General features: G+C 71.1%; 22 protein-coding genes. 13 read left to right on the top strand and 9 right to left on the bottom strand.

The genetic code is table 11. The annotated features are described in order from the left end of the window. The first annotated feature begins 172 nt into the window (after positions 1-172). The 8 genes from KIH74_RS01335 to KIH74_RS01300 all read left to right on the top strand — a co-directional run bounded on the left by KIH74_RS01335 (position 173) and on the right by KIH74_RS01300 (position 9196). Positions 173-805, top strand: a complete 633-nt coding sequence (locus KIH74_RS01335) for a TetR/AcrR family transcriptional regulator (RefSeq protein WP_214153563.1) — start codon at positions 173-175, stop codon at positions 803-805. An 84-nt stretch (positions 806-889) separates the two neighbouring features. Then, complete coding sequence (locus tag KIH74_RS01330; protein WP_214153562.1) at positions 890-1114, top strand: DUF3311 domain-containing protein; 225 nt, start codon at positions 890-892, stop codon at positions 1112-1114. 3 nt (positions 1115-1117) lie between these two features. Then, complete coding sequence (gene mctP, locus KIH74_RS01325) at positions 1118-2749, top strand: monocarboxylate uptake permease MctP (protein WP_214153560.1); 1632 nt, start codon at positions 1118-1120, stop codon at positions 2747-2749. A 164-nt stretch (positions 2750-2913) separates the two neighbouring features. After that, the gene (locus tag KIH74_RS01320) at positions 2914-3156 is read left to right on the top strand and encodes a DUF3311 domain-containing protein (protein WP_214153552.1); all 243 of its coding nucleotides are present in this window, start codon (positions 2914-2916) and stop codon (positions 3154-3156) included. Between the two features lie 3 nt (positions 3157-3159). After that, complete coding sequence (gene mctP, locus KIH74_RS01315; protein ID WP_214153550.1) at positions 3160-4818, top strand: monocarboxylate uptake permease MctP; 1659 nt, start codon at positions 3160-3162, stop codon at positions 4816-4818. A gap of 124 nt (positions 4819-4942) precedes the next feature. Then, positions 4943-6769 carry a DEAD/DEAH box helicase gene (locus KIH74_RS01310; protein WP_214153548.1) on the top strand — a complete coding sequence of 609 codons (1827 nt, stop codon included), beginning with the start codon at positions 4943-4945 and terminating at the stop codon, positions 6767-6769. A 32-nt stretch (positions 6770-6801) separates the two neighbouring features. Further along, positions 6802-8034: a hypothetical protein gene (locus KIH74_RS01305; protein WP_214153546.1), complete on the top strand. Its 1233-nt coding sequence runs from the start codon at positions 6802-6804 to the stop codon at positions 8032-8034. Next, entirely contained in the window at positions 8027-9196 is a 1170-nt protein-coding gene (locus KIH74_RS01300) for a hypothetical protein (RefSeq protein ID WP_214153544.1), read from the top strand. The genes KIH74_RS01305 and KIH74_RS01300 overlap by 8 nt, the downstream gene beginning before the upstream one ends. Positions 9197-10340: 1144 nt before the next feature. On the opposite strand, the gene KIH74_RS01295 is transcribed toward KIH74_RS01300, so the two are convergent. Further along, a complete protein-coding gene (locus KIH74_RS01295; RefSeq protein WP_214153542.1) occupies positions 10341-11099 on the bottom strand; it encodes an NUDIX hydrolase in 759 nt (252 codons plus the stop codon). A gap of 79 nt (positions 11100-11178) precedes the next feature. Here KIH74_RS01295 and KIH74_RS01290 point away from each other — a divergent pair, with 79 nt between their 5' ends. From KIH74_RS01290 to KIH74_RS01280, 3 genes are read left to right on the top strand one after another with little or no spacing between them, the layout of a single operon-like run. Continuing rightward, entirely contained in the window at positions 11179-11874 is a 696-nt protein-coding gene (locus tag KIH74_RS01290; protein ID WP_214153540.1) for a 4Fe-4S cluster-binding domain-containing protein, read from the top strand. 15 nt (positions 11875-11889) lie between these two features. Continuing rightward, positions 11890-12492: a suppressor of fused domain protein gene (locus tag KIH74_RS01285; protein ID WP_214153539.1), complete on the top strand. Its 603-nt coding sequence runs from the start codon at positions 11890-11892 to the stop codon at positions 12490-12492. Between the two features lie 7 nt (positions 12493-12499). Further along, on the top strand, positions 12500-13372 hold the full coding sequence (locus tag KIH74_RS01280; protein WP_214153537.1) for a sulfite exporter TauE/SafE family protein: 873 nt from the start codon (positions 12500-12502) through the stop codon (positions 13370-13372). 42 nt (positions 13373-13414) lie between these two features. Here KIH74_RS01280 and KIH74_RS01275 read toward each other — a convergent pair whose 3' ends face one another. From KIH74_RS01275 to KIH74_RS01260, 4 genes are read right to left on the bottom strand one after another with little or no spacing between them, the layout of a single operon-like run. Next, complete coding sequence (locus tag KIH74_RS01275; RefSeq protein ID WP_214153536.1) at positions 13415-14509, bottom strand: ABC transporter ATP-binding protein; 1095 nt, start codon at positions 14507-14509, stop codon at positions 13415-13417. A 1-nt stretch (position 14510) separates the two neighbouring features. Next, the gene (locus tag KIH74_RS01270) at positions 14511-15383 is read right to left on the bottom strand and encodes an ABC transporter permease (RefSeq protein ID WP_214153534.1); all 873 of its coding nucleotides are present in this window, start codon (positions 15381-15383) and stop codon (positions 14511-14513) included. Further along, a complete protein-coding gene (locus tag KIH74_RS01265) occupies positions 15371-16273 on the bottom strand; it encodes an ABC transporter permease (RefSeq protein WP_214153532.1) in 903 nt (300 codons plus the stop codon). Before KIH74_RS01265 ends, KIH74_RS01270 begins: the two co-directional genes overlap by 13 nt. Positions 16274-16277: 4 nt before the next feature. Then, positions 16278-17393, bottom strand: coding sequence for an ABC transporter substrate-binding protein (locus KIH74_RS01260; RefSeq protein ID WP_246571103.1), 1116 nt, complete (start codon positions 17391-17393; stop codon positions 16278-16280). Positions 17394-17764: 371 nt separating this feature from the next. Between KIH74_RS01260 and KIH74_RS01255 the strand changes: the two genes are divergently transcribed. Beyond that, positions 17765-19237 (top strand): MFS transporter, encoded by a 1473-nt coding sequence (locus KIH74_RS01255; RefSeq protein ID WP_214153528.1) that lies wholly within the window; start codon positions 17765-17767, stop codon positions 19235-19237. A 20-nt stretch (positions 19238-19257) separates the two neighbouring features. Here KIH74_RS01255 and KIH74_RS37410 read toward each other — a convergent pair whose 3' ends face one another. Further along, positions 19258-20580, bottom strand: coding sequence for a lytic transglycosylase domain-containing protein (locus KIH74_RS37410; protein ID WP_214153526.1), 1323 nt, complete (start codon positions 20578-20580; stop codon positions 19258-19260). A 155-nt stretch (positions 20581-20735) separates the two neighbouring features. Here KIH74_RS37410 and KIH74_RS01245 point away from each other — a divergent pair, with 155 nt between their 5' ends. Then, positions 20736-21017 carry a DUF427 domain-containing protein gene (locus KIH74_RS01245; RefSeq protein ID WP_214153524.1) on the top strand — a complete coding sequence of 94 codons (282 nt, stop codon included), beginning with the start codon at positions 20736-20738 and terminating at the stop codon, positions 21015-21017. A 7-nt stretch (positions 21018-21024) separates the two neighbouring features. Here KIH74_RS01245 and KIH74_RS01240 read toward each other — a convergent pair whose 3' ends face one another. Genes KIH74_RS01240 through KIH74_RS01230 form a run of 3 tightly spaced genes read right to left on the bottom strand, consistent with a single transcriptional unit; the run spans position 21025 to position 25324 of the window. After that, positions 21025-21714, bottom strand: coding sequence for a response regulator transcription factor (locus KIH74_RS01240; RefSeq protein ID WP_214153522.1), 690 nt, complete (start codon positions 21712-21714; stop codon positions 21025-21027). Continuing rightward, a complete protein-coding gene (locus KIH74_RS01235) occupies positions 21714-23096 on the bottom strand; it encodes a sensor histidine kinase (protein ID WP_214153520.1) in 1383 nt (460 codons plus the stop codon). The genes KIH74_RS01240 and KIH74_RS01235 overlap by 1 nt, the downstream gene beginning before the upstream one ends. A 20-nt stretch (positions 23097-23116) precedes the next feature. Next, on the bottom strand, positions 23117-25324 hold the full coding sequence (locus tag KIH74_RS01230; RefSeq protein ID WP_214153518.1) for an MMPL family transporter: 2208 nt from the start codon (positions 25322-25324) through the stop codon (positions 23117-23119). Between the last annotated feature and the right edge of the window lie 49 nt (positions 25325-25373).

Here is a 25373-nt window from a genome sequence, read left to right as displayed (position 1 = left end):
TCGATACAGGTCTGTATTCGATACAGTAATGTATCGAAAGCAAGAGGGACACCCGGGATGCCATGACCGGAGAGTCCGAGGTCCGTACCGTGCGCCCCTTCGGCCCACTCCCCGCGGCCCCGGCCTGAGGAACACTGGCCTCTACCCTTTTGACCCGACCCCGAGGAACGACGTGAGTCAGCAGCAGACGATCAGCCCGCGACGGGCCGCCACCCGGCAGCGCCTGCTGACCGCAGCCACCACGGTGATCGCCGAGCGCGGTGTGAACGGCGCCAGCGTGGAGGCCATCTGTGAGGAGGCCGGCTTCACCCGGGGCGCCTTCTACTCCAACTTCGCCACCAAGGAAGACCTGCTCCACGACCTGATGGTGGCCAAGCACGCGGGCCTGCTCGACGGCATCCGCAGGATCCTCGACGAGACCGACCAGGCGGCACCCACTAACGGCGTGGAACTGATCGAGGACGTCGTGGAGAAGGTGCTCGCCGCGAACCCGGTCGACCGGCAGTCCCGGCTGGTGGACGCCGAGATCGGGCTGTTCATCGTGCGGAACCCGGAGCTGGCCCCGCCGCTCATGCGGGCCATGGCGCCGTTCCGGGAAGGCCTCGCCCGGCTGCTGGTCGAGGGCCTGGAACGGGCCGGCCGGCGCCTGGTGGTCGATCTGGACGACGCCGTGAACGCCATCTTCGCGGCCTACGAGGCCGGGTCGACCTGGTCCACCGCGGCGCACGACGAGGCCGAGAACCTGGAGACCTGCCGGCGCACCCTGAGCCTGGTGATCAAGGCGGTCTCGGAACCCACGGTCTGACAACTCCTCACATAGCGTGGCGGACAAACTGTGAGCTGATAGACAGTTGTCGCCCTGACCGCCACCAGTGAGGGGGAACGGACGATGTCGTCCACGGAACCTCCGGAAGACCAGCGATCCCCGGACAGCAGCGCCTGGAACTGGCTCCTGCTCGTCCCGATCGTGATCCCGCTCAGCACACCGCTGTTCAACCACGAGACGCCCCGGCTGGCCGGGTTCCCGCTCTTCTACTGGTTGCAGCTGGCCTTCGTGCTGCTCGGCGTCGGCTGCACCGCCCTCGTCTACAACCGGACGAAGCGGAGGGACTGAGCCATGCCGTCGGCCTCCGACCACGTCACCGAACTCGTGGTCTTCACGCTGCTGTTCCTGCTGGTCTCCGGGATGGGCTTCGCGGCCGCCCGCTGGCGGCGCGCCGAGTCGCTCGACCATCTGGACGAATGGGGTCTGGGCGGAAGGAATTTCGGCACCTGGATCACCTGGTTCCTGCTCGGTGGCGACCTTTACACGGCCTACACCTTCGTGGCGGTGCCCGCCCTGGTGTTCGCCTCCGGGGCGATCGGTTTCTACGCCGTCCCCTACACGATCCTGATCTACCCGATGGCGTTCCTGGTGATGACGCGGCTGTGGTCGGTCAGTTACCGGCACGGCTACGTCACCCCGGCCGACTTCGTGCGCGGACGCTTCGGCTCCCCCACCCTGGCCCTGCTGGTCGCGATCACCGGGATCGTCGCCACCATGCCCTACATCGCGTTGCAGCTGATCGGCATCGAGGCGGTGCTGAAGGTGATGGGCGTGACCGGGCATCTGCCGATCGTCATCGCGTTCCTGATTCTGGCGGTGTACACCTACAGCTCGGGCCTGCGCGCCCCGGCACTCATCGCGTTCGTCAAGGACACGCTGATCTACCTGGTCATCATCGTGGCCGTGATCGTGATCCCGTACAAGCTCGGCGGCTGGGACGTCATCTTCGGCAGCGCGGAAACGGCTCTGGGGCAGACCAATCCGAACACCGGGGCGCCCAAGGGCAGCATCCTGCTGAACGCGAACAACCAGCTGCAATACATCACCCTGGCCCTCGGCTCGGCCCTGGCGCTGTTCCTCTACCCGCACTCGCTGACCAGCGTGCTGGCGGCGAAGAACCGCGACACGATCAAGAAGAACATGTCCGCGCTGCCGGCCTACAGCTTCCTGCTCGGGCTGATCGCACTGCTCGGATACATGGCGATCGCCGCCGGGATCAAGCCGATCGGCAAGGACACCAACACGATCGTGCCCTCGCTGTTCGACCAGATGTTCCCGGACTGGTTCGCCGGGGTCTGTTACGCGGCGATCGGCATCGGGGCGCTGGTGCCGGCCTCGATCATGTCGATCGCGGCGGCGAACCTGTTCACCCGCAACGTGTACAAGGAGTACCTGAAGAAGGATGCCACCCCGGCCCAGGAGGCGGCCACCAGCAAGATCACCTCGCTGGTGGTGAAAGTCGGTGCCGTGCTGGTGATCCTGTTCCTCGACCCGCAGTTCGCGATCGACCTGCAACTGATCGGTGGGGTGCTGATCCTCCAGACCCTGCCGTCCGTGGCCCTCGGCGTGTACACCCGCTGGCTGCACCCGTGGGCGCTCAGCACCGGCCTGATCGCCGGGCTGGCGGTGGGGATCGGGATGCTCTACCAGATCCCCAACCCGAACAACGGCAAGGAGCACTTCGGCGGCTCCGCCTACCGGCTGTCGCTGGCCGGGTTCGACACCGACAAGCAGATCTACGTCGGCTTCGTCGCCGTGCTCGCCAACCTGATCGTCGCGGTCCTGCTCACCCTGGTGCTGCGCCGGGCCGGCGCCCCGGACACCCCGGACGCCACCCGGCCGGGCGACTACACGGTCGACCGGTCGCCCGACGCACCGCCGCCGGCCGCCTCGGGCGAGCCGGCCGCGGTCGCCGGGGACTGAGGTGACACCGCCGTGATCACGGGGGAACCCGTGATCACGGCGGTTCGTGGCGTCTCGCCCCCATTCGCCCCCGCCGTTTTGAGACGCCCTTGGCCGGCAAACCGTGAGCTGGTAGACCCACCACCGGTATGCCCGTCGTCACAACCGAAGAGGAACCGAGAACGATGTCCTCCCCGCACCCTCCGGAGGAGCGCCCCACCGGCGAAGCCCCCCGGGCCTCGGACCGCAGTCCGTGGAACTGGGTCCTGCTGGTCCCGATCGCCGTCCCGCTGAGCACCCCGCTGTTCAACCACCTGACGCCGGAACTGCTGGGATTCCCGCTGTTCTACTGGTTGCAGCTGGCTTTCGTGCTGCTCGGCGTCGGCTGCACCGCCCTCGTCTACAACCGCACGAAGCGGAGGGACTGAGCGATGCCGCACGCCTCCGACCACATCACCGAACTCGTGGTATTCACCGCACTTTTCGCCCTGGTCTCGATCATGGGCTTCGCGGCCGCCCGCTGGCGGCGCGCCGAATCGCTCGACCACCTGAACGAATGGGGTCTGGGTGGAAGGAATTTCGGCACCTGGGTGACCTGGTTCCTGCTCGGCGGTGACCTCTACACCGCCTACACCTTCGTCGCCGTCCCGGCGCTGGTGTTCTCGGCGGGCGCGATCGGCTTCTACGCCATCCCGTACTCCATCGTCATCTACCCGCTGGCGTTCCTGGTGGTCACCCGGCTGTGGTCGGTGAGCTACCGGAACGGCTACGTCACCCCGGCCGACTTCGTCCGGGGCCGCTTCGGTTCCCCCACCCTGGCCCTGCTGGTGGCGCTCACCGGGATCGTCGCCACCATGCCGTACATCGCGTTGCAGCTGGTCGGCATCGAGGCGGTGCTGAAGGTGATGGGCGTGACCGGCCACCTGCCGATCGTCATCGCGTTCCTGATCCTCGCCCTGTACACGTACAGCTCCGGGCTGCGGGCACCGGCGCTGATCGCGTTCGTCAAGGACGGGCTGATCTACCTGGTCATCATCGTCGCGGTGATCGTGATCCCGTACAAGCTCGGCGGCTGGGACGTGATCTTCGGCCGGGCCGAGGAGGCGCTGTCCCAGACCAGCCCGGCCACCGGGCAGCCCAAGGGCAGCCTGCTGCTGACCGCGAACAACCAGCTGCAATACATCACCCTGGCGCTCGGTTCCGGGCTCGCCGTGTTCCTCTACCCGCACTCGCTGACCAGCGTGCTGGCCGCCAAGGACCGTAACGCGATCAAGCGGAACATGTCCGCGCTGCCGGCCTACAGCTTCCTGCTCGGGCTGATCGCGCTGCTGGGCTACATGGCGCTGGCCGCCACCCAGGACTTCGGCGTGGGCCCGCTGGTCGACGCGGACGGCTCGGTCGACACCAACACGATCGTGCCGGTGCTGTTCGACAAGATGTTCCCGGACTGGTTCGCCGGTGTCGCCTACGCGACCATCGGCATCGGGGCGCTGGTGCCCGCCGCGATCATGTCGATCGCCGCGGCGAACCTGTTCACCCGCAACGTCTACAAGGAGTACCTGCGCAAGGACGCCACCCCGGCGCAGGAGGCCAAGGTCAGCAAGCTGGCCTCGCTGGTGGTCAAGCTCGGCGCGGTCGCGGCCATCGTCTTCCTCGACCCGCAGTTCGCCATCGACCTGCAACTCATCGGCGGCGTGCTGATCCTCCAGACCCTGCCCTCGGTCGCGATCGGGGTGTACACCCGCTGGCTGCACCCCTGGGCGCTCACCTCCGGTCTGGTCGCCGGGCTCGCCGTCGGGATCGGGATGCTCTACCAGATCCCGAACGCGGCCACCGGCAAGGAGCACTTCGGCGGCTCGGCCTACCGGCTGTCACTGGCCGGGCTCGACAGCGACAAGCAGATCTACGTCGGCTTCGTCGCCGTGCTGGCCAACCTGGCCGTCACCGTCCTGCTCACCCTGGTACTGCGCCGAGCGGGTGCCCCGGAGCTGCCCGATGCCACCCAGGAGGCCGATTACACGGTCGACCGGGCCCCCGACTCGGCCCCGCCGGCCGCCTCCGGGGAGGCCGCCGTGGCCACCGGGGATTAGCTAGCGCTGGGTGACCGCTGGGTGACCAGGCAAAGCCGCAGCACACCAGCGGGCCCCGGGACAAATCGTTTCCCCGGGGCCCGCGTTGTGCAGGAACTGGCCCGGCTCCGTAGATTGGTGGGCGATGAACACCGATCCCGCCGTCCGCGACGCCCCGGAAGACCCCGCGGACTCCCCCGAAACTTCCGCCGGGCCGCTTCCCGACGAGGCCCCGGACGTCGAGGCCCAGCCCACCTTCGCCGATCTGGGGATCGACGAGCGGGTGCTGCGTGCCCTCAGCGACGTCGGCTACGAAATGCCCTCACCGATCCAGGCCGCGGCCATCCCGCCGCTGATGGAAGGCCGCCACCTGGTCGGCCTGGCCCAGACCGGTACCGGCAAGACCGCCGCGTTCGCCCTGCCCGTGCTGAGCCGCATCGACCTGACCCAGCGCTCCCCCCAGGCCCTGGTGCTGGCCCCGACCCGCGAGCTCGCGCTCCAGGTGGCCGAGGCCTTCGGCCGCTACTCGCACCACATCCCCGGTCTGCACGTGCTGCCGATCTACGGCGGCCAGAGCTACGGGGTGCAGCTGGCCGGCCTCAAGCGCGGCGCGCACATCGTGGTCGGTACGCCCGGACGGGTGATCGATCACCTGGAGAAGCGCACCCTCGACCTGTCCCAGCTGAAGTACCTGGTGCTGGACGAGGCCGACGAGATGCTCCAGATGGGTTTCCAGGAAGACGTGGAGACCATCCTGGCCACCACGCCGGAGGAGAAGCAGGTCGCCCTGTTCTCCGCCACCATGCCCCCGCAGATCCGGCGCATCTCGAAGAAGTACCTCACCGACGCGGCCGAGATCACTGTGGCCAACCGCACGGTGACGTCGACCAACACCCGGCAGCGCTACATCTTCGTGGGTCACCAGCAGAAGGTGGACGCCCTCACCCGGGTGCTCGAGGTCGAGGACTTCGAGGCCATGATCATCTTCGTGCGCACGAAGCAGGCCACCGAGGAACTGGCCGAGCGCCTGCGCTCGCGCGGGTTCTCCGCCGCCGCCATCAACGGCGACCTGGCCCAGCAGCAGCGTGAGCGCACGATCGGCCAGCTCAAGTCCGGCCAGCTCGACATCCTGGTGGCCACCGACGTCGCCGCCCGCGGTCTCGACGTCGAGCGCATCACCCACGTCGTCAACTTCGACATCCCGCACGACAGCGAGTCGTACGTGCACCGGATCGGCCGCACCGGCCGGGCCGGGCGCTCGGGCGAGGCGCTGCTGTTCGTCACCCCGCGCGAGAAGCGGCTCCTCGGGTCGATCGAGCGGGCCACCCGCTCGACGATCGAGGAGATGCCGCTGCCGACGGCCGACGACGTGAACTCGACCCGCGTGGCCAAGTTCACCGACTCGATCAAGGCCAACCTCGACAACCCCGAGGTGGCGGTGTTCCGCGGCCTGATCGAGGAGTACATCGCCGAGCACGACGTGCCCGCCGCCGAGGTGGCCGCCGCGCTGGCCGTGATGGCCCAGGCCGGCAAGGCCTTCCTGCTGCCGCCCGACCCGCCGCCGTCGGCCCGCCGCCCGGCCCGTGAGCCGCTCCGCGACCGGGGCGACCGGAACGGCCGGCCCGCGCCGCGGGTGGCCGGACCCCGCCGTCCCCGCGGTGACGTGCCCCTGGCCACGTACCGGATCGCCGTCGGGCGCCGGCACCGGGTGCAGCCCGGTGCCATCGTCGGGGCGATCGCGAACGAGGGCGGCCTCGGCCGTTCCGACTTCGGGCACATCGACATCCAGGCCGACCACACCCTGGTCGAGCTGCCCGCCACGCTCTCCCGCGAGACCGTGGAGGCACTCACCCAGACCCGGATCTCGGGCAAGCTGATCCAGCTGACCAAGACCGACGGCCCGCCGCCGCAGCGCGCCCGCAGCAACTTCGAGGGCCGCAAGCAGTTCCGGAAGTCGTACCCCGGTAAGTAAAGCCGCAGGAGCCGGTCGCCGATCCACCCCGGGTGGCGACCGGCACTCCTGAACCTCCGGCCCTCGCCGGGCAGAAACCGGCCGGACACCCCCTGGCCGGCCTGGCCCCGGCCCTGCACCGGGTGGCCCGGCTGCGCTGGCTGCTCTGCCTGGTCGGGGCGGCCCAGTCCGCCGCCACCGTGATGAACGGGGCGATCCAGCCGGCCGACCTGGTGCGCTTCGCCGCCGCCGGCGACCTGATCGTGCACGGCCGCCTCGACCGGGTCTACGCCGATCCGTGGATGCAGGCGGGCCCCCTGGAACTGCTCGCCAGCTGGGCCTTCTTCCCCTTCGACCACCAGCACGTGCGGCGCTACGTGGTGACCGGCCCGGACGGCCAGATCTGGCTCCGGCTGCTCACCGGTGCCGCGATCGTGGCGGCGGTGCTGCTCGCCGTGCGGTGTCTGCGCTCCACCCTCGACCTTCCCCGCTCGGCACCGGCGGAACTGCTGGCGGGACTCACGGCCGTGCTCCTCGCCGTCCCCTATCAGTTCTGGATGGGTGGGCACCTGGCCCAGACCGGGGCGCCGGTGATGTGGGTCGCCGGAGCCTGCCTGGTCGTGCGGGGCCGCACCACGTCCGCCGGTCTGGTGCTCGGTCTGGCCACGGGCTGGGAACCCTGGGGGCTTCTGGCCGGCGGCATCCTGCTGGCCGAGCGCGCACCCGCCCGTCTCCTCGCCGGCTGCGCCGCCCTCACCGTCGGCGCGCTGGCCTGCTACCTGCCCTTCGTCGTCACCGGCCAGTTCGCGATGTTCGGCCTGGACTGGCAGATCCGGCCCGGGACGCCGGTGCACGCGCTGTTCCCCGGCCTGACCGGATTCGGCTGGCCGCTGCGGCTTCTGCAAGGCGCGGCGGCCGGGGCGGCGGGGGCCGCGACGGCGCTGCTGCTGGGCCGCCGCCGCGACCTGGTCTGGGCGGCGCCGCTGGCCGTGCTGGTGGTGCGGCTGCTGCTCGACCCGCTGATCCTCAGCTACTACTGGGGCCCGTTCCTGATCGCCGTCGTGGCCGGGCTGGGACTGCTGCATCCGCACTGCTCACCGGTGCGCGTGGCCCTGACGATCTCGCTCGCCGCGGTGCCCCTGATCCGGTTCCGCTACGCCCCTGGGCTGGAGGTGCCGCTGCTCCTGGCCGCCCTGGTGCTGCTCGCCGCGCTGACCCTGCGGCTGCGCCGGGAGGAAACCGTTGCCCCGCAGGGGATCACGCAGCCGGCGGCCCGTCTTGTCTGAGACATCGGCGGCGGTGCACCCGCTGAGCGGGCTGATCCCGCTGCTGCACCGGCTCGCCCGCCTGCGCTGGCTGCTCTGCCCGGTCGGCGCGGTCGAGGCGTACGCGCAGATCCGGCCCGGCACCGGCCAGCCGTACGACCTGATCCGCTTCTCCGAGGCCGGCGGCTGGATCGTCACCGGCCGGCTCGGCGACGTCTACGCCACCTCGTTCATGCAGGGCGGACCGCTCGAACTGCTCGCCAGCTGGGCCCTTTTCCCGTTCCCGCACCAGCACGAGGCGGGCTACGCCGCGGTCGGCCAGCAGGGCCAGATCTGGTTGCGCCTGGTCACCGGGGCCGCGCTGGTGGCCGTGTGCATGCTCGGTGCCCGGCGGCTGCGCACCCTGCACCGGCTGCCCCGCTCGCAGCCGCTGGAGCTGCTGGCGGGGCTGACGGCCGTGCTCCTCGCCGTCCCCTACTACTTCTGGGCGGAGGGGCACCTGTCCCAGTTCGCGGTGCCGGTGATGTGGGTGGCCGGGGCCTCGCTCGCGGTGCGGGGCCGCACCACGGCCGCGGGCCTGGTCATCGGGTTGTCGGCGGGCTGGCAGTCGTGGGGTGTGCTGGCGGCGGGCCTGCTGCTGGTCGACCGCCGCCCGGGACCGCTGCTGCGGGCCGTGGCCGCCTTCGTCGTCGGGGCGCTGTCCTGCTACCTGCCCTTCGTCGTCACCGGCCGGTTCGAGATGTTCGCCCTGGCCTGGCCGGTACGTCAGCTCACCCTGGTGCACACGCTCCTGCCCCAGCTCACCGAATTCGGCTGGCCGTACCGGTTTCTCCAGGGCCTGGTGGCCGGGCTGGCCGGGGTCGCCGTGGCCCTGGTGCTGGGCCGGCGGCGTGACCTGGTCTGGCTCGGGCCGCTCGCGGTGGTGACGGCCCGGCTGTTGCTCGACCCGGTTCTGCTGCCCAACTACTGGTACCCACTCCTGGTTCTGGCCGTGGCCGGGGTGTCCCTCCTGCATCCGGGCTGCTCACCGTGGCGGCTCGGGCTGGTGGCCCTGCTCTGCTGTGTGCCCCACGTCCAGAACCGCTACGTGCAAGACCTCGGGGTGACGACGATCGGCGTCACCTCGGCCCTGATCACCGCGCTGCTGGTGGTGCTCCGCCGGGAGGAACCCGCCGATGCCTGACCTGAGCGTGATGGCCTCCCGGCTGCCCGGTTTCGCCCCGATCGTGCGCCGGGCGGTGCGGTGGCGGTGGTGGCTCTGCCTGGCCGGGGCCGTGGAGGCGGCCCTGATGACCGCCCCGCAGACCTATGACATGGCGGCCTTCGCGGCGGCCGGGGGCCAGATCGTCGGCGGCCGCCCCGGTGCGGTCTACGCCACCTCGTTCATGCAGGGCGGACCGCTCGAACTACTCGCCAGCTGGGCCCTTTTCCCGTTCCCGCATCAGCACGAGGCGGCCTACCAGGCCTCCGCCACGGGCGACTGGATCGCCCTGCGCGCCCTCGGCGGGGCCCTGCTCACCGCCGGAATGATGCTGCTGGTCAGGCACTTACGGCGAGTCAACCGCCTGAACCATGCCCCGGGCGCGGAACTCGCGGCCGGCGTCGCCCTGCTGGTACTGGCCCTGCCCCACCGGTTCTGGAGCGGCGGGCACCTGGCCGAGTTCGGCGTGCCGCTGTTCTGGATCCTGGCCACCGGCCTGGCCGTTCGCGGGCACACCGGCCGGGCCGCCGTACTGCTGGGCCTCTCGGCCGCCTGGGAGACCTGGGGGCTGCTCGCGGCCGGGCTGCTGCTGGTCGAGCGCAACCCCCGCCGCCTGGCGCCCGCCTGCCTGGTCTTCGCCGTCGCGGCCGTGGGCCCCTACCTGCCCTTCGTCGTCACCGGGCGGTTCGCGATGTTCGAGCTGCACTGGCCGGTGGTGCGGGACACGTTCTACGGGATGGCTTTTCCCGGTTCGGCCCAGGTCGGCTGGGCCCCTCGCCTGGCCCAGGGTCTGGCCACCGGGCTGGCCGGGTGCGCCGCGGCGCTCCTGCTGGGGCGCCGTCGCGACCTGATCTGGCTGGGGCCGCTCACCGTGGTCGTGGTGCGTCTGCTGCTCGACCCGCTGAACATGGAGTACTACTGGCAGCCCGTACTGGTGCTGGTCACCGTCGGCATCGGTCTGCTGCACGAAAGATGCTCGGCCCAGCGGCTCGCGCTCCTGCTCGGGCTGGCCGGGGCGGCCGTCACCCAGCTGCACCGGGAGTATCCCTGGCCGAACACCGGCTACCTGCTGGTGGTCTCACTGGCGCTGACCGCCCTGACGGTCCGTCGGGTGCGCCGGGAGGAGTCAGTGGTCGATCCGCACCAGCCTCTCCCCGATCACCTCGAAACGGGGCAGCACGGTGGCAATCTCACGTTCGGCGGCGAGCACCTCGGCCACCGTGGCGTAGCGGGCGAGCTCGGTCAGGGCGGCCCGGGTCGGCGGCATCAGCCGCATCCCTGACCCCAGCGCAGCGGCCGGGGTGGCCCAGACCCGGTCGTCCGCCTCGCTCCCGGCCTCGCGCGCCTCCTGACCCGGAGGCAGGGCGGCCGCGAAGAACCAGGTGTCGTAGCGGCGCGGCTCCAGCTCCGGGGTGATCCAGTGCTGGAGCGGCGCCAGCAGCCCGGGCCGCAGCACCAGGCCGTGCCGGTCGAGCAGGGTGGTGAGGGTGATCCGGCGGGCCTCCAGGTCGGCACGCTCGATCTCGGGCACCACGATCGAACCGGTGGACGACGCCAGCAGGACCCCCGCCTCCTCGAACGTCTCCCGCACCGCCGCCCGCACCAGGGCGACGGCGGACACCTCGTCCGTGCCCAGCAGCCCCGCCCACTGCCCGGCCCAGGCATGCGTCCCGTCCGCGTCGGCCGGATCCACCGACCCGCCCGGGAACACGTACATCCCCGGGGCGAAGGCCATCTTCGGCACCCGGCGCAGCAGGTAGACCTCCGGGCCGGCGGGCGAGTCACGCAGCAGGGCGACGGTCGCGGCCGGGCGGGGCGGGGCGGGCGTCAGCTCACCGGCCCGCAGCAGCCCGGCCCGGTGCATCAGCTCGTCATCGGCACCCACCGACCCATGGTGGCATGATGTGTCGGGTCCGATACGCGGGGTTCACCCGGTTTGGTCACGCAGGAGGGAGTCCGGCCCGATGACGCAGGGCGCGGGTCTCTCGGTCGCCGGCGTGGTGGGCCCGGTCATCCACGGCCAGGCCGCATCCACCGGCCGCCGCTGCTCGGTCGTCCAGCTCGGCGGCTGCAACCTGTCCTGCACCTGGTGCGACTCCGCCTTCACCTGGGACAGTACCCGTTTCGACCTGAGCCGCGAACTGGCCGTCTGGTCGGTGCCGCAGATCATCGAGCAGGCCGTGGCCTGCGCCCCGGCCGCCGTCATCGTCTCCGGCGGCGAGCCGCTGCTCCAGCAGGGCGCCCCGGCCTGGCCCGACCTGCTGGCCGGGCTGGCGGCCTACGAGATCGGCCTGGAGACCAACGGCACCGTCGCCCCCAGCAACGAGACTCTGCACGGGGTCAGCTGGATCACCGTGTCGCCCAAGCTGGCGCACGCCGGCGATCCGGCCTGGGCCCGCATCAACGGCGAGGTGCTGGTGCGCTGGGGCCGCCTGGCCCGGCAGCTCGACATCGACTTCAGCTTCGTGGTGCGCGACACCGCGGACATCGCCACCGTGACCACCCTGGTCACGATCCACGAACTACCCACCGAGCGGATCTGGATCAGCCCGGAGGGCACACACGCCGCCGTGGTGCTGCCCCGGCTGCGGGAGATCGCGGGCAGCACGCTGGCAGCCGGGTTCAATCTGTCGCCCCGGCTCAACGCCCTCGTCGCCTGATGATGGAATACGGGGGTGCCCGCCGTCCCTGATCTCGTCCGCTCGCACCTCGCGGCGGCCTACCCCGGGCCGGTGGCCGGTGCGTCCGTCACCTTCCTCGGCACTCGCCCGCTGAACGTCGACCGGTTCGGGCCGGACCGCACCGGTGTGGTGCGTTACGCCACCGCCGGCGTCAGTCAGGAACCGATGCACCCGGCCACGGCCACCGTCGCCGACCCGCTGCGCGGCCCGCGCGCGGAGCTCGTGCTGAGCCTGCGGCCCGGGCGCGACGAGGTGCTGCGCACCCTGGCCGTGCTCGCCGCCACCCCGCAGGTCGAGGGCCTGGTGCTGGGAGCCGGTGCCACGATCGACCTGCGGCAGCCGTTGTGGCCCGGTGCGCGGGTCAGCGCGGTGCTGCTGGGGGACGACGAACTGGTTCCGCCCCTCGACCTGGTGGCGGCCGGAGCCGTGCCGGACCGGGACGGCGTGGAGCCGGTCCGGTTCTACCCGGTGCTGCCGATGACGAACGACGAGGCCGCGCTGGCCCGGGCCCGGGGCGCCGGTCACCTGCGGCAGCTGTGGCGGGACGCGGACACCGATCTGCTGGACCCGCAACGGGTTTCGGCGCTGACCCGATGACCCGCCGATGAACGTGGAAACAGCGGCACTGCTGGTGCTGGCCGGGATCGGCGGCGGGCTGTCCGGCAGCATCGCCGGGCTGGCCTCACTGGTCAGTTACCCCGCTCTGCTGGCTGTCGGCCTGCCGCCGACCAGCGCCAACGTGACCAACACGATCGCCCTGGTGTTCTCCGGCCTGGGCACTCTGCTCGGCTCCCGGCCGGAGCTGCGTGGGCAGGGCGCCCTGGTGCGAAAACTGCTGTGCTGGGCCGTTCCCGGCGGGATCGCCGGCGGCGTGCTGCTACTGATCACGCCGTCGGAGGTGCTGGAGCGGCTGGTGCCGTTCCTGATCGGCGGCGCCGCCCTGGCGGTGCTGGTGCGCACCGGGCCGAGCGCCGCCGTCTCAGCCGAGGGTGAGGCCGGGCCCGACAGCGAGGGCGTGGCCGGGAGCGAGGCCGAGGCCGAGGCGTTGGCCGACCTCCCGGCCGGCCGGATCCCGCACACCGCAGCCGATCTCGACCCGCACCCACCGCTGATCACGCCGTCTCGGGTGCTGCTGGTCAGCACGTTTTTCGTCGGCATCTACAGCGGCTACTTCGGCGCCGCCGCGGGCGTGATGCTGGTGGCCCTCCTGCTCGCCCTGACCCCGCTCGGCCTGGCCCGGGCCAGTGCCGTGCGCACCACGGTGCTGACCGCCGCGAACCTGGTCGCGGCGGTCTGGTTCACCCTCTTCGGCCCGGTGGACTGGCTGCACTGCGTGCCGCTCGCCGTGGGTTTCCTGATCGGCGGCCGGATCGGCCCGCTGGTGCTGCGCCACGCCCCGGCCGGGCCCCTGCGCGTGCTGATCGCCCTGGCCGGGCTGGGACTCGCCGTGCAGCTGGCCGTACAGGCCTTCTTCTAGACGCCGGCCGGCCTGCGGGGCCGATCCGTACCAGGCCGGGTCCTACCCGGCCACCACCAGCACCGGGTCGGGCCGGAAGGTCACCCGGGCCAGGCTGCCCGCACCGAACCCGCCGGCCTGCGAGGTCGGCATCTGGGCGAGCACCTTGCCGTGCTGCCCCAGATCCACGGTGATCCGGCTGACCGCGCCGAGGAACGACACCGCGATCACCTGCCCGACCAGCGGATCCCCGTCGGCGCTCGGGGCCGGGACCAGGTCGACGGCCTCCGGGCGCACCAGGGCGAACCCCGCGCCGTCCGGCACCGACGAGGCGACCGTCGGCAGCGAGATGCCGAGAACGTCCGCCGCCGAACCCTTCACGGTGGCCGGGAGCCGGTTCGAGAGCCCGACGAACTCGGCCACGAACGGGGTGGCGGGGCGGCTGTACACCTCGGTGGGCGCACCGAGCTGCTCCAGCCGGCCGGCGTTCATCACCCCGACCCGGTCGGCGACGGCGAGCGCCTCCTCCTGGTCGTGGGTGACGAAGAGGGTGGTGATGCCGACCTCCAGCTGCACGCGCCGGATCTCGTCGCGCAGGCTGGCGCGCACCTTGGCGTCCAGGGCGGAGAGCGGCTCGTCGAGCAGCAGCACGGTGGGGCGGATCGCCAGGGCCCGGGCCAGGGCCACCCGCTGCTGCTGACCGCCGGACATCTGGTGGGCGTAGCGGTCGGCCTGCGCCGAAAGCCCGACCAGCTCCAGCATCTCGCCGGCCCGCCGGTTGCGCTCGGCCTCGCCGACCTTGCGCAGCCGCAGCCCGAAGGCCACGTTCTGCCGGGCCGTCATGTGCGGGAACAGCGAGTAGGCCTGGAACACCATGCCCATGTCGCGCTTGTTGGTGGGCAGCCCGGTGACGTCGCGGCCACCGACCACCACCCGTCCGCCGTCCGCGTCTTCCAGACCGGCGAGAAGCCGCAGGGCGGTGGTCTTTCCGCAGCCGGAGGGGCCGAGCAGGGCGACGAACTCACCCGGCTCGATGGTGAGGTCGAGGCCGTCCAGGGCGGTCACCGCGCCGTAGCTACGGCGCAGACCCTCCAGCCGGACTTCGACCCCGGCCCGGGAACCGCCCGGGATCTCGGTCGGGGCAACAGTTTCCGTCACGTCACTTCTCCTCAGCGGTCACGCGGGCCGGCCGGCGGCGGCCGACGAACGACAGCGCGAACAGCAGCACGAACACGAACATCAGCGAGGCGGCGGCCAGCGCGACCGACACCCCGACGCTGGCCTGGGCCTGAAGGTTGATCGCCACCTGGAGGTTGTCGTAGTTGAGCAGCGAGGCCACGGTGAACTCACCGAGCACCAGGGCCACCGACAACAGCGACGCGTTCAGCACGGCGGAGAGCGTGTTGGGCAGGATCACCCGCACCATCACGGTGAACCAGCCGGCCCCCAGACTGCGGGCGGCCTCGCTCAGGGTGCGCACGTCGATCGCGCTCAGACCGGCGTCCAGCGCCCGGTACATGTACGGCATCACCAGCACGACGTAGGCGAAAACCAGCACCAGCGGCGAGGAGTCGTACGCCTCCGGGGTGAAGTAGGCGATCCACAGGTAGATCGGGCCCAGACCGACCACCAGCACCAGCGCCGGGATGGTCAGCGGCAGCAGGCAGAGGAACTCCACCACGCGGTGCATCTTCGGCAGCCGCAGCCGCACCCAGACCATGGTCGGCACCAGCAGCGCCAGTGCCAGCACCGAGGTGACCAGTGCCAGCAGCAGCGAGTCCCGCAGTGCGGTGAGCAGATCCGGGTTGTCGCCGATCGCCCGCCAGTAGTCCAGCGTGCGCGGGCCGGACAGGTCGGTGGACCGGGTGCTGAACTCCAGCAGGGCCAGCAGCGGCACGGCGAAGAACGCCGCGAAGGGCACCAGCAGCAGACCTCTGAGCACCCGGGCCCGGCGGGCGGTGCGGGCGTGCCGACCGCGTTCGGGCCGGGCCGCCGGGGCCTGCCCGGTGAGTTCCGTCGTCACCGCAGCCATCGCGCGGACCTCCGCTGCATCCAGGAGTAGAGCGCCATCGCCACGCCCACCACGACCACCATGCCCAGCGCCAGGGCCTTGGCCACGTTCTCCTGGCCGAGCACGGTCTCACTGGTCATGGCGGTGCGGATCTGGAGCGGGATGATGATGCCGCCCTGGCCGATCAGGGCCGCGGCGGTGGCGTAGGCGGCGAACGCGTTGGCGAACAGCAGCAGGAACGCCCCGAGGAAGGGCGGTGTCAGCAGCGGCACACCGACGTGGCGCCAGTAGGCCCAGGTGCCACCGCCGAGGCTCTCGGTGGCCTCCCGCCACTGCGGCTTGACGCCGTCCAGGGCGGGCAGGAAGACCAGCACCATCAGCGGGATCTGGAAGTACAGGTACACCACGATCAGGCCGGACAGCCGGTACAGCCAGCCGCCGCTCACGTCCAGGCCGGTGCCCTGGAGCATCAGGGTGATCAGGCCCTGGTTGCCCACACTCACCATGAACGCGAAAGCCAGGGTGACGCCGCCGAACTGGGCCAGCACACCGGCGGCCGCGGTGACCGTGCGGCGGACGATGCCGTCGGCCGGGCCGCTCACCACGAGGTACGCCAGGACCGCGCCGAACACGGCGCCGATCGCGGCGGTGCTGAGCGAGAGCAGGATGCTGCGCCAGAACGCCTCCAGCACGTAGCTCTCGCCGAGTGCCTTGACGTTGGCCAGGGTGGGCTGCCCCTCGGGGGTGCCGAACGCCTGCACCACCACGAGCACGGTGGGCAGGATCAGGAAGAGCCCGACGTAGGCCAGGAAGGGCACCACGCCGAGCCAGCTGAGCGGGACCCGCCGCCCGGTCCGGGTGGACCGGGCGGCGGTTTCGCCCGCCTCAGGTGTGACGGGAACGGATGTCACAAGGTCAGCCGATCGCCTTGGCCCAGTTCTCGGTGAGGTACTTCGTGGCGGCCTCGGTCTGCTCCGTGGTCAGGAACACCGGCTCGCCCGGCACCTCGGGAAGCTTGGCGGCGAGGTCCGCGTCGATGGTGCCGGCGTCGGTCATCGCGTCCATGCGCACCGGGCGGGCGCCACCGCCGAGGAACAGGTTCTGCCCCTCGTCGGAGAACAGGAACTCCTGCCACAGCCGCGCGGCGGCCGGGTGCGGGGCGTCGGCGTTGATGGCCTGGTTGTAGTAGCTGCCGACCACGGCGCCCTCGGGCACCACGGTCTTCCAGTTCTTGTTCTCGCTCACCGCGGCGGCGTTGTTGTAGTCCCAGTCGAGGGCGACCGGGGTCTCACCGCTCTTGATGGTGGCCGGGGAGGACTGCACCGGCACGAAGTTGCCGGAGTCCTTCAGCTCCTTGAAGAAGTCGACGCCCTTGCTGATGTCGTCGGCGGAGCCACCGTTGCCCAGCGAGGCCGCGACCACGCCGGAGAACGCGGCGCCGGCCTGCGTCGGGTCGCCGTTCAGCGCCACCGAGTTCTTGAAGTCCGAGCCCAGCAGGTCTTTCAGCGCGGTGACCGAGTTGAACTTGCTGGAGTCGTAACCGATCGACATGTAGCCGCCGTAGTCGTTGACCCACAGGCCGGTCGACTCCTTCTGGGCGTCCGGGATGTCGTCCCAGGTGGCCACCTTGTAGGCGGCGTACAGGTCGGTGTTGGCCAGGGTGACGGCCGAGCCCATGTCGAGCACGTCGGGCGCGGTGCTGCGGCCCTTCTCGGTCTTCACCGAGTTGATCTCGTCCTGGCTGGCGCCGTCCGGCTGGTCGGTCGTGATCTTGATGCCGTACTTCTCGGTGAAGGCGGCCTTGATCTCGCCGTAGTTCGCCCAGTTGTCGGGCAGGGCGATGACGTTCAGCTCGCCCTCCTCCTTGGCCGCGGCGATCAGGGCGTCCATGCCGCCGAACTCCTCGGCCGACGTGGCGGAGGAGGCGGAGACGCCACCCTCGCCGACCGCGCTGTCGTCGTCACTCGGCGGCGCACAGGCAGCCAGGGCCACGATCGCGCCCACCGCCACACTCGCACCCACACCGCGCATGACCTTCTTCACGTGTTTCTGCCTCCTCAGGCACATGTATCCCCGTGTGGTTCAACGGAACACACGGTGACACGCAGCAGGTTCGCTGCACCGGGTGATCAGGACGGCGACAGGCTGACCGGAAGATGAACGGCGGCGGAATCCGCCGTCATGACCCGGACAACCAGGGCAACACGTCGAGATCAATTCGTTACTAACAGCGACGTCACAGCTATCAGGCTATTCATTCATCACTCACGGTAGACGGCGCAAGGGTTTCGCAGGTTTCCGTTCGATGCCGCCTTCCCATGATCAGCACTCTAGGCTCGACGGCGCGTTACGGTTCGGGCAGTCTCGGTGACATGTTCGGTCTCGGTGAACCAAGTGCACCTATGGGGGACGACGCACGGCTCCGGCTCTCCTCGGCCCCCGGCCGATGGGTCCTGACCGCCGCCGTCCTGGGAAGTGCTGTGGTGAGCCTCGACGCCACGGTGGTCAACGTGGCGCTGCCCACGATCGGCCGCGACCTGGACGCCGGGGTGTCCGGCCTCCAGTGGACGGTGAACGGCTACGCGCTGACCCTGGCCGCGCTGATCCTGCTCGGCGGATCACTCGGCGACCGGTTCGGCCGGCGGCGGGTCTTCGTGCTCGGGGTGACCTGGTTCGGGGTCGCCTCGCTGCTGTGCGGTCTGGCCCCGAACCTCGAGACCCTGGTGCTGGCCCGGGCACTCCAGGGGGTCGGCGGGGCCCTGCTGACACCGGGCAGCCTGGCGATGATCTCGGCGTCGTTCCACCCGGACGACCGCTCCCGGGCGATCGGCGCCTGGTCCGGCCTGGGCGGCGTGGCGTCCGCCGCCGGGCCACTGCTGGGTGGGGCCCTGCTCGAGCAGTCCTGGCGCTGGGCGTTCCTGATCAACCTGCCACTCACGGTTTTCGTGGTTCTGCTGGCCCTGCGTCACGTGCCGGAATCGCTCGACGTGACGGCCCCCCGGCAGCTCGACCTGACCGGCGCCCTCACCGGTGCCGTCGGTCTGGGCGGGGTGACCTACGCGCTGATCGCGGCGGCGGGCGATCCGGGGCCGGAGGTCGCGGTGGCGGCGATCGTCGGCGTCCTCGGGTTGCTGCTCTTCGTCGTGACCGAGCGCCGCAGCGACCACCCGCTGGTGCCGCTCGACCTCTTCGCCTCGGCCCGGTTCACCGCCACGAACCTGGTCACGCTGGCGCTCTACGCCGCGATCTCCGGGGTGTTCTTCCTGCTCGCGATCGTGCTCCAGGTGGTGATGGGACTGAGCCCGCTGGCGGCCGGCGCCGCCACCCTGCCGCTGACCGTGCTGATGCTCACGTTCTCGGCGCGCGCCGGAGCCCTGGCCGCCCGGATCGGGCCCCGGCGGCCGATGACGCTGGGGCCGCTGACGATGGCCGCCGGGCTCCTGCTGATGCTCCGGATCAATTCCGCGGCAGGCTATTTCACCCACGTACTGCCAGCCGTGCTGGTGTTCGGCCTGGGGCTGACCCTGACCGTGGCCCCGCTCACCGCCACCGTGCTGGCCGCGGCCGACGACCGGCACGCCGGGGTGGCCTCGGGTGTGAACAACGCCGTCGCCCGCACCGCCGGCCTGCTCTCGGTGGCCGTGCTACCGCTCGTGATGGGCCTGTCCGGTGACGATTTCAGCGATCCGCAGGCCCTGGCCGGCGGCTTCCGCGCGGCGATGCTGTGCTGCGCCGGGCTGGTCACGCTGAGCGCCCTGATCGCCTGGCGCGGCATCCGGGACGACGCCCCGGCGGCACCGCCCGCGGGCTACCACTGCCCGGTCAGCCAGCCACCCGCGGCCGGAGCGGAGAACCCGTCCCCGGCCGGGTCCTGAGCCCGGCGAACGGGAGACGCCTAGGGCGTGTCCTTCGTCGCGGTGGGGGTGCCCGTCGGGCTCGCACCGTCGGTCGGCGCCTGCGTCACCGTCTCCTCCGCCCCGCACGGCGTGCCGGTGGGCGTGGGGGTGGGCGTCGTGGTGGGGGTGGGCTTGGGCGTGCTGGTCGGGGTCGCCGTGGGTGTGGGCGTCACGGTGGGGCAGGAGTCGGTGGGCGTCGGGGTGGGTGTTCCGTCGTCCGTGGGTGTCGGGCTCTTCGTCGGCGTCGGGCTCTTGGTCGGGGCGGGGCTCTTCGTCGGGGTGGGGCTCTTCGTCGGGGTCGGGCTCGTGGTCTTGGTCGGGGCGGGGCTGGGGCTCTTGGTCGGCTTCGAGGGCCTGGTCGGCGTGGGCGTCCTGGCCGGTGTGGACGTCTTGGTGGGCTTCGACGTCTTGGTCGGCGTGGACGACTTCGTCGGGTCGGACGTCGGAGCGGCCTTCGGCGGGTCGGGCAGCGCCGGCGGCGGGCCAGGGGCGGTGCCGGGCGGCTCGGTGTCGGTGGGCGACGGGTTGGGCTCCGGGTCGGGAGCGGGCACCTGCTGTGGCTGACCGGTGGCGTAGGCGGTGGCGAGCGACAGCACCAGGCTCACGTAGCTGTTGCTGTGGTTGTAGCGGTAGACGGCCCGCTCCTGGCCGGAGCGCGTGCTCAGGTCGGCGTCACCGGCGCAGAGGTAGCGGCCGGCGGCCAAGGCGGCGTTGTCGATGTTCTGCGGGTTGCCCTCGCCGTAGGCCTTCCAGGTGCCGGGCAGGAACTGCATCGGGCCGACGGCGCGGTCGGTGACCGTGTCGCCGTCGTACACCCCGTTGTCGGAGTCGCTGATCCGGGCGGTGCCGGGAGTGGAGCCGTCCAGCCGCACCCCGAGGATCGACGGGGTGACCACGCCGCTCGCCGACACGGTGGAACCGCCGTAGCGGCCGTGATTGCTCTCCACCCGGCCGATCCCGGCGATCAGCGACCAGTGGATCCGGCATGTCGGGTCGGTGCCGGCCAGTTGCCCGGCCGCCGACTGGTAGGCCTGGTAGGCGCGCTGCGGGATGCCCGACGAGGTGAGCTGGTTGGTGCCGGAGATGCCGTAGGCCCCCGACGACGGGCTCGACGAGCCGCTCGGCAGGGGCAGGACCGGTGTGCCGCTCGCTGTGGGGGTGCCCGCGAACGGCCAGGGCGACATGCTGCCGGTGGGGTACGCGTCGGCATCGGTGCTGGTGGACGGCGTGGGCCCGGTGCTGTCGGCCAGAGTTCTGGGCTGCGCCGCGGTGGACCCGGACATCATGAAGACGACCGTGACGCCGAGCAGGAAGGCAGACACAGCTGCCCCCCGGCGCAGCGCCGCAGCACTGATCCGGATCAAACGGGCCGAACCGGTCCATCGCACCCCAGAACCTTAAGCAGAAATAGCTCGCTTGGCAGCCCTGTTCTCGAAGGGGATCTGATTTCACGCATCAGCCGGAGAGGAATCACCGAATGCGCGCCATCTGGAACGGCACCGTGATCGCGGAGTCCGACGACATCGTCGAGGTCGAGGGCAACGCCTACTTCCCGGCCTCGTCACTGCGCCAGGACCTGATCGGCGCCAGCGACACGCACACCGTCTGCCCGTGGAAGGGCACCGCGTCGTACTACTCGGTCACGGTCGACGGCACCGAGAACACCGACGCCGTCTGGTATTACCCCGAGCCGAAGCAGGCCGCGGCGCAGATCAAAGACCGCGTGGCGTTCTGGAAGGGTGTCACCGTCACCCCGTGACCGGTGCTCAGGGCCGCGCCTCCGGAGCCGGGCTGACCAGCCCGCTCTGGTAGGCCGCCACCACCAGCTGCGCCCGGTCCCGGGCACCGACCTTGGTCATCGCCCGGTTCACGTGGGTCTTCGCGGTGAGCGGGCTGACGAAGAGCCGCTCGGCGATCTCGTCGTTCGACAGCCCGAGCGCGACCAGCGTGGCCACCTCGCGCTCACGCTCGGTCAGGGCCGAGAACTGTTCCGGCGTGGGCGGGTTCACACTGCTCGGCTGAGCCAGGAACTCGGTGATCAGGCCGCGCGTGGCCCGGGGCGACAGCAGCGCGTCACCGGTGGCCACGGTGCGGATGGCGGTGAGCAACTCGTCCGCCTCCACACCCTTGCCGACGAACCCGCTGGCCCCGGCCCGCAGCGCGGCCAGCACGTACTCGTCGATCTCGAAGGTGGTCACCACCAGCACCCTGACCCCGGCGAGGTCGTCGTCGGCGCAGATCAGCCGGGTCGCCTCGAGACCGTCGAGATCGGGCATCCGGATGTCCATCACGACCACGTCGGCGCGGGTGGCGCGCACCATCTCGACCGCCTGCCGACCGGTGCCGGCCTCACCCACCACCTCCAGGTCGGAGGCGGAGTCGATCAGCACCCGGAACCCGGCCCGGATCAGGGCCTGGTCGTCGGCCAGCAGCACACGGGTCTTCTGGTTCGTCATCACACGCTTTCCCGGGCGATACCCCGGTTCGGTTGCGGTTTGTGCGCCTCGGCGGCACCGGCCAGACGGGCGGGCAGCCCTTTCAGATCGACGGCGCAGGCCAGGGCCGCCACGGTGGCACCGGAGACCTTCTCCGGCTCGTCGTCCGGCTCGACCTCGGGCTCCGGTGCGGGAACCGGCTCGGCGCGGGCGGGCAGTGTGGCCCGCACCCGCCAGGTGCCGTCGGCCTCCGGGCCCGCGCGCAGGCTGCCGCCCACCGCCAGGGCCCGCTCCCGCATGCCGATCAGCCCGTAGCCACCCAGCAGGGATTCCTCGTCGTCCGGTGCGGAACCGGCCGTGGCGACCACCCCGTTGGCGTTGCCGATGTCGATCCGCACCGCCTCGGCGACGAACCGGACGTCGAGGGTGGCCGAGCCGGAGCCGTGCTTGTGCGCGTTGGTCAGGCCCTCCTGCACCAGCCGGTAGGCGACCAGCCCGACGGCCGGGGGCAGCGGCCGGCGCTCGCCCCGGATGGTCCAGCTCACCCGCAGCCCGGACGACTCGAACGAGTGGATCAGCTCGGGCAGGTCGTCCACGCCGGCAGCCGGCTCGATCGGGGTCTTCGTGTCGCCCGGCTGACGCAGCACATTGAGCAGGCCGGTCAGCTCGTCCAGCACGGTGCGGCTGGAGCGCCGCACGTGCTTCAGCGCCTCGACCGCCTCGGCCGGTTTCTCGGTGACCAGGTGCTCGGCCACCTGGGCCTGCACGTGGATGACGGCGATGTGGTGGGCCACCACGTCGTGCAGCTCCTGGGCGATCCGCAGGCGCTCCTCGGCCACCCGGCGGCGTGCCTCCTCCTCACGGGTGTGCTCGGCCCGGTGGGCCCGCTCCTCGATCGCCGCCACATAAGCCTTCTTGCTCTGCACCGCCTCACCGGCGGCCGCGAAGAAGCCGAGCCAGACCAGGATCCCGATCTGACTGGCCTGGAAAACACTGCTGGTGACCAGTGACTCGGTGACGACGATGATCCCGCTGGCCACACCCCACCAGAGGATCGTGGCCCGCCGGTCGCCCCGGGCGGCGACCACCACGATCGCCGCCGCCGGGGCGATGATCAGCGGCCCGCCCACGCCGTCCAGCTGCCACATCAGCCCGGCACAGCCCAGGGTGGTCAGGCAGAGCACGGTGCAGGGTGCGTGCGACCGGAACATCAGGACGACGAAGATCCCCACCTGCGCCAGCAGGAAGCCGGGGGTGCCGGCGACCGGCACCTCGTCGGCCATCTTCAGGCAGATCATCGTGGCCAGGCCGAGGAGCAGCAGGGCCAGAAGGCCGTCGGCCACCCAGGGATTCACCTGGTGGTGACCGACGGCCTTCGGCCGGGTCCGTTCGGACATCCGCATCACAGCACTCTAGGCGGGGTTCATCGCTGTGACACCAGTTCGGCGGCCGGAGGCTCGTCGCCCGCGGGCGCCGGCAGCGGCTCGTCGGCCGGGTCGACCGACAGGTGCGGCAGGATCCGGTCCAGCCAGCCCGGCAGCCACCAGTTGGCGTTGCCGAGGCCGTGCATCACGGCCGGCACCAGCACCGTGCGGATGATGAAGGCGTCGATCGCCACCGCCGCGGCCAGGCCGACCCCGAACTCCGCGATCACCCGCTGGCCCTCCAGGATGAAGGCCGCGAAGACGAAGATCATGATCAGCGCCGCCGCCGTGATCACCCGGCCGGTCTCGGCCTGGCCCACGGTAACCGCCCGGGCGTTGTCCCTGGTGTGGTGCCACTCCTCGTGCATCCGGCTGACCAGGAACACCTGGTAGTCCATCGACAGACCGAACAGGATGGCCAGCATGATCACCGGCAGGAAGGCCTCGACCGGGCCGCCCGACCCGGCGTTGATCGCCTCCGAGCCCCAGCCCCACTGGAACACCGCCACGATCACGCCGAACGAGGCGGCGGCCGCGATCAGGTTCATCAGCGCGGCCGTCAGCGGCACCACCACGCTGCGGAAGGCGACCAGGAGCAGCAGGAAGCCGAGCCCGATGATCACCCCGATGAACAGCGGCAGCTTGCTGGTGAGGACGTCGGCGAAGTCGTCGAAGATGGCGGTGGAGCCACCCACGTAGACCTGCATCGAGGTGCCGTTCTCGGCCGGCGGGATCACGTCGTCCCGCAGCCGGTTGATCAGCTCGCTGGTGTCCTCGTCCTGCGGCGAGCTGGTCGGGATCACCTGGATGATGCCGAGCGTGGCACCGGGCTGGACCGGGGCGGCCGACACCGCGGCCACGCCGGGGGTGCTCTGGAGCGTGCCGGCCAGGGTGTTCAGCGCCTGCGCGTCGGAGTCCGAGCCGAGCTCGGCCACCAGCAGCAGCGGGCCGTTCGAGCCCGGGCCGAAGCCCTCGGCCAGCAGGTCGTAGGCCTGCCGGGTGGTGCTGGCCTCCGGGTCGTTGCCGGAGTCGGACAGGCCCAGCCGCAGCGACAGGGTGGGCAGCGACAGCACCACGATCAGGGCGGTCGCGACCAGACCGAAAAGCGCCTTGCGACGGGCGATCCGGTTGGCCCAGCGGCCCCAGAAACCCTGCTGGGCGTGGCTGGTGGAAGGGCCCTCCTCCAGCAGCCTGCGGCGCTCGCGACGGCTGAGCAGGCGGATGCCGAGCACCCCGAGCGCGGCCGGCAGCAGGGTGATCGCGGCGGCCACGGTGGCCAGCACCGTGATGGCGGCACCGATCCCCATGCCGGCCAGGAAGCTCACGTTCAGCACCAGCAGACCGAGCAGGGCGATCACCACCGTGCCACCGGCGAAGAGCACCGCGCGGCCCGAGGTGTTGAGCGCCCGGATCGCCGATTCCTCCGGCGCGATACCGGATTTCAGGTTGTTGCGGTAACGGGTGACGATGAACAGCGCGTAGTCGATGCCGACCCCGAGGCCGATCAGCGCGGCCAGCGTGGGGGCGATCTGCGACAGCGACATCGCGAACGAGAGCTGGCCGATGGCCATGATGCCCACGCCCACGCCGAACAGCGCCACCATGATCGGCATCAGGCTGGCGAACAGCGAGCCGAAGGCGATGAAAAGGATGATCGCGGCGGCGATCACACCGATGGCCTCACTGCCGCCCGGCGGTTCCTGGGTGGCGTTGGTGATGATCTGCCCACCGAGCTCGATCTGCACGCCGGAACCGTCCGCCTCCTGGGCGGTGTCGACGACCTTCTCGACGTCCTCGATCGCGATGTTCTGGGCCAGGTCGTCGAACTGCACGGTGGCGAACGCGATCGAGCCGTCCTGGCTCACCTGCGTGGCCCCGGCCTCGTCGTAGGGGCTGGTCACCGACGCCACGTGCGGCAGCTGGGCCACCTCGGCGAGCATCGGCGTGACCCGTTGCCGGACAGCGGAATCGGTGATCGTTCCACGCTCCGCGTGGATCACCAGCTGGGCGGTGTCACCGGCCTGGTCCGGGCTGCTCTGCTCGAGAAGCTCCAGGGCCTTGGACGATTCGGTGCCGGGCAGACTGAACTCGTCCGAGTACGAGGTGCCGCGCGCCGCCGTGGCGACGCCTAGGGCAATGAGAAGTGCCGCCCAGAAAGCGAAGACGACGTACCGGTGCTGATAGCACCATCGGGCTAGTGCGGACATGGCAGATCTGCCCCCTCGGACGGGATCACGGACGCCGGTGGACGCGGCG

This window comes from Kineosporia corallincola (assembly GCF_018499875.1).
In the GTDB taxonomy this organism is placed as follows: Bacteria; Actinomycetota; Actinomycetes; order Actinomycetales; family Kineosporiaceae; genus Kineosporia; species Kineosporia corallincola.
This window is presented reverse-complemented; position numbering and strand designations above follow the sequence as displayed.